Annotated in this window: 4 protein-coding genes; all 4 read left to right on the top strand. The window is 41.4% G+C overall.

The window, feature by feature from the left end; all coding sequences use genetic code 11:
- Window positions 1–457 precede the first annotated feature (457 nt).
- Window positions 458–925 (top strand): hypothetical protein, encoded by a 468-nt coding sequence (locus AC13CC_RS00020; protein ID WP_163624464.1) that lies wholly within the window; start codon window positions 458–460, stop codon window positions 923–925.
- A 445-nt stretch (window positions 926–1370) separates the two neighbouring features.
- Window positions 1371–1640 carry a helix-turn-helix domain-containing protein gene (locus AC13CC_RS00015; RefSeq protein ID WP_482876077.1) on the top strand — a complete coding sequence of 90 codons (270 nt, stop codon included), beginning with the start codon at window positions 1371–1373 and terminating at the stop codon, window positions 1638–1640.
- Window positions 1641–1715: 75 nt separating this feature from the next.
- Window positions 1716–2921 carry a primase-helicase family protein gene (locus tag AC13CC_RS00010; RefSeq protein WP_482876076.1) on the top strand — a complete coding sequence of 402 codons (1206 nt, stop codon included), beginning with the start codon at window positions 1716–1718 and terminating at the stop codon, window positions 2919–2921.
- A 205-nt stretch (window positions 2922–3126) separates the two neighbouring features.
- Window positions 3127–3444 (top strand): CHC2 zinc finger domain-containing protein (locus tag AC13CC_RS00005; RefSeq protein WP_482876074.1); only part of this gene is annotated, 318 nt, incomplete at its 3' end.

Genomic DNA, 3444 nt, shown 5'->3' with positions numbered 1-3444 from the left:
CCTGGCAGGCAAGAGGTCACCGGTTCGAATCCGGTATTCTCCACAGTAACAGTAAGGCTTCAAGAGTTTTTAACTTTTGGAGCTTTTTTTATTTGCACGCAATTTGCACGCAAACTCAGGTCAAATTTGTTTTTGATTATTTGTTGCAAATTGGACTATTTCGATGTTTTTTCACTTATTTCTGAGTAATTTGAAAAAGTTATATACCCATTGGATATCTTTGACCTTCTTTTCCTTTTATCAACCAGATTCCCGGCCATAGTAACTTTTGCCAACCAATCCTTACCGTTATTGTACAGATAGCCGAATTCTAAAAAAAATGATTTCACAACTATTAGGGCACGATTCACAACAAAAAAAGATGATTTTATATCATCAGGGTAGGGAATTCGTTAGTATGATTGTTTAACCTATGGAAACTATAAAACAACAATTCTTAATTAATCAATAGTAAAGTATGAAAACCTCAAATCTATTTAAATACTTAATAGCCGGAGTAATGGTCCTTACCGTCATTGCCTGTAGCAAAGATGATGACCCTTTTGCGAGTGTAACGGTCAATGGAACAACATTAAGAACAAGCCCTTCCGACTTTACCGTTGGTGACCGGTCGGATTTCAATGGTGACATCGATGCAAGTTTTACCGGCAACGGTGGTTCTACCACCCGTATATTCAGCTGGAACAACAACCTCAGTACAGCGGATTATAATGCCGATATCACTGCGACTACGGAAGGTACCTTCAATATGGTGGTAACAGATGCAGATGCAAATATCGTGTTGAATAGATCATTGAACGGTGCGGTTGAGCCCGATTCTTTCTCTGGAGTAACCGACGCAGGCACTTCCGGAATATGGACCGTAACGATTACAGTAGAATCTTTTAGTGGTGATGGCAGCTTTTCTTTGAGTGAAGGAAACTAGTCAATTCTCCTACTTGTAAATACATAAAAGCACCTCATAAACGGGGTGCTTTTTTTTGAAGTAAAGTGAACAGGTTTAAAAAGCTAACCCTTTTCGAGACAGTATTCCAGAGCTACCTGAATGTTTTCATCCAATAATCAATCGTTTATTGGTGCCCAAAATTTTATATCTGTTTATTTCAATTGTTGATAACTCAATATCCTTGTATTCTAAGAAAATTCGATTGATGTCATTTGATTTGATTTAGAACAAAATTTTATTTGCCATTTTTCATTTGGTTTGATATGAACTGATATGATGTAAGTGTTTGCACATCAATTTTTTGTGGATAAAATTCAATCCATAAACCTTACTTTCCCTCCGCCCTCTATTATCTTTATCCAAAGAATTCTTCAAAGGAAAACAAAAGCGCTTTTGTTCATTTCTAATCGTTAAAAGGAACAAAATGGACAATTTTTTGATACTCGAACGGCTTGACCGTTTGGAACGACTTATGATAGCCAATAAAGAAGTACTGACCTTTGATGAGACCTGTGATTACACCGGCATATCAAGAAGTTATCTGTACAAGCTTACCGCTGCGGGGCAAATCCCGCACTCCAAGCCCAATGGAAAACTTATATTCTTTGAAAGGGAAAAGATAGTGCGTTGGCTGCTGCAGAACCAACAGAAGCCTTTACCGGAAAGCAAAACGATCGGGGATTCGATTCCCTAGTCGAATTCCTCTTTAAATTATTTGTGGACTCACGATAATTTCATAGAAACCCTAAGATTTCAAAAATTTCAAAATATGAAAATAGTACCTTATATAAGGGTGGGCACGTCTTTCTATAAAATTGTAAAGTATCCTACCATTTCGGGACATTTCAACGAGCAGCTGGTTCCGTGGAACGAGCATATCATCAAGCAGGACCATGGCAAGGACTATTTGGGCAAGGTGCCCAAATATGATGGGTTCGCCTGTATTCCCTGTCATGTGGACTTCAAAAAGGAACACCATGGTTTCTACAATACCTATTCCCTTTTGGCACATGAACCCAAAGAGGGAACCATCAAAAGAACACGGGCCTTTTTAGGGCATATCTTCGGCAACCAGCTGGAACTGGGACTGGACTATCTGAAACTCCTGTACCAAAGACCGGTGCAGGTGCTCCCCATCCTATGTCTGGTCTCCACCGAAAGGAACACCGGAAAGAGTACTTTTCTCAAATGGCTCAAGGAAATCTTTGGGAACAACCTGACGTACCTGACCAATGACAGCTTTGCAAGCCAGTTCAATGCGGACTGGGCCAACAAGCTGCTGATATGCGTTGACGAGGTACTGTTCAACAAAGAGGAGCTTACCGAACGCATCAAATATTTGAGCACGACAAATCGGAACAAACTGGAGGCCAAGGGAAAGGACAAACGGGAAGTGGAATTCTTTGGTAAATTTATTCTCTGCAGCAACAACGAGGACAATTTCATCAAGATTGATGCCCATGAGACCCGGTTCTGGGTGAGGAAGATTCCTTCACTTAAAAGGGAGGACACCGATTTCCTGGACCAGTTGTCCAAGGAAGTGCCCGCTTTTTTGGATTTCCTTTCAAAAAGGAGGTACAGCACAAAACAAAGAACCCGAATGTGGTTCACAGCTAAACAGGTTTATACCCCTGCCCTTAAGAAGCTGGTGAACAATAACCGAAATAGGGTGGAGAAGGAACTGGCCAGTCTATTGCTGAGTGCCATGGAAAAGTTCGAGATGGACTCGGTGGACCTTTGTCCCATCGATGCCCTGCACATGCTCAACCGCACACGGGTCAAGACCGACCTGACCCAATTGAGGCGGTTGCTGAAAAAGGATTGGAAACTGGACAACCAGCCCAATTCAAACAAGTACCAAAAAATCACCATTTGGAACAACGGCGAGATCAACACCGAGGACGCCAAGGGAAGGTACTTTACCATAAAAAAGAATTTTTTGGTCCAAAATTTTGATGATTTGATGACAGATTGATATAAGCCCAGTGTTTATAAGGGTTTAGGCTGTCATCACTTTGTCATCATTCTGTCATCAAAATAAAAAATGATGACAGGGACAATGAAGAAAAAAACAAAAGTGATGAAACGATGACAAAATGATGACGGGGGAACAACCAGTATTTATAGGGTCCCCCAGAGGTTTGTCATCAAATCATCAAAAATCGATTAAAAACAGAACCATGAGAGAAAAAAGAATGGACTGCGAAAAAGCCCGCAACATTGACATCGTTTCCACGCTGGCCAAGTCGGGGCACTTTCCAGTCCGGAAAACGGAAAAAGAAGCTTGGTTCCTCAGCCCGTTCCGGAGCGAGACCCAAGCCTCTTTCAAGGTATCATTGAAGGAAAACTACTGGATAGATTTTGGGACCTTTGAAGGTGGCAGTACCATAGACCTGATCATGAAAATGGAAAACTGTTCCGTAAAGGAGGCATTGGAACGATTGTCCGGGAACATGGGCCATTTTTCTTTTCACCGGCGGCCGAATCCAACCAAGAAG

The organism is Flagellimonas sp. L-11 (assembly GCF_056857735.1).
This window is presented reverse-complemented; position numbering and strand designations above follow the sequence as displayed.

What these genes read in the sequence shown, in the direction of transcription:
- AC13CC_RS00020 (WP_163624464.1), top strand. Translation starts at nt 458, where the DNA reads ATGAAAACCTCAAATCTATTTAAATACTTAATAGCCGGAGTAATGGTC.
- AC13CC_RS00015 (WP_482876077.1), top strand. Translation starts at nt 1,371, where the DNA reads ATGGACAATTTTTTGATACTCGAACGGCTTGACCGTTTGGAACGACTT.
- AC13CC_RS00010 (WP_482876076.1), top strand. Translation starts at nt 1,716, where the DNA reads ATGAAAATAGTACCTTATATAAGGGTGGGCACGTCTTTCTATAAAATT.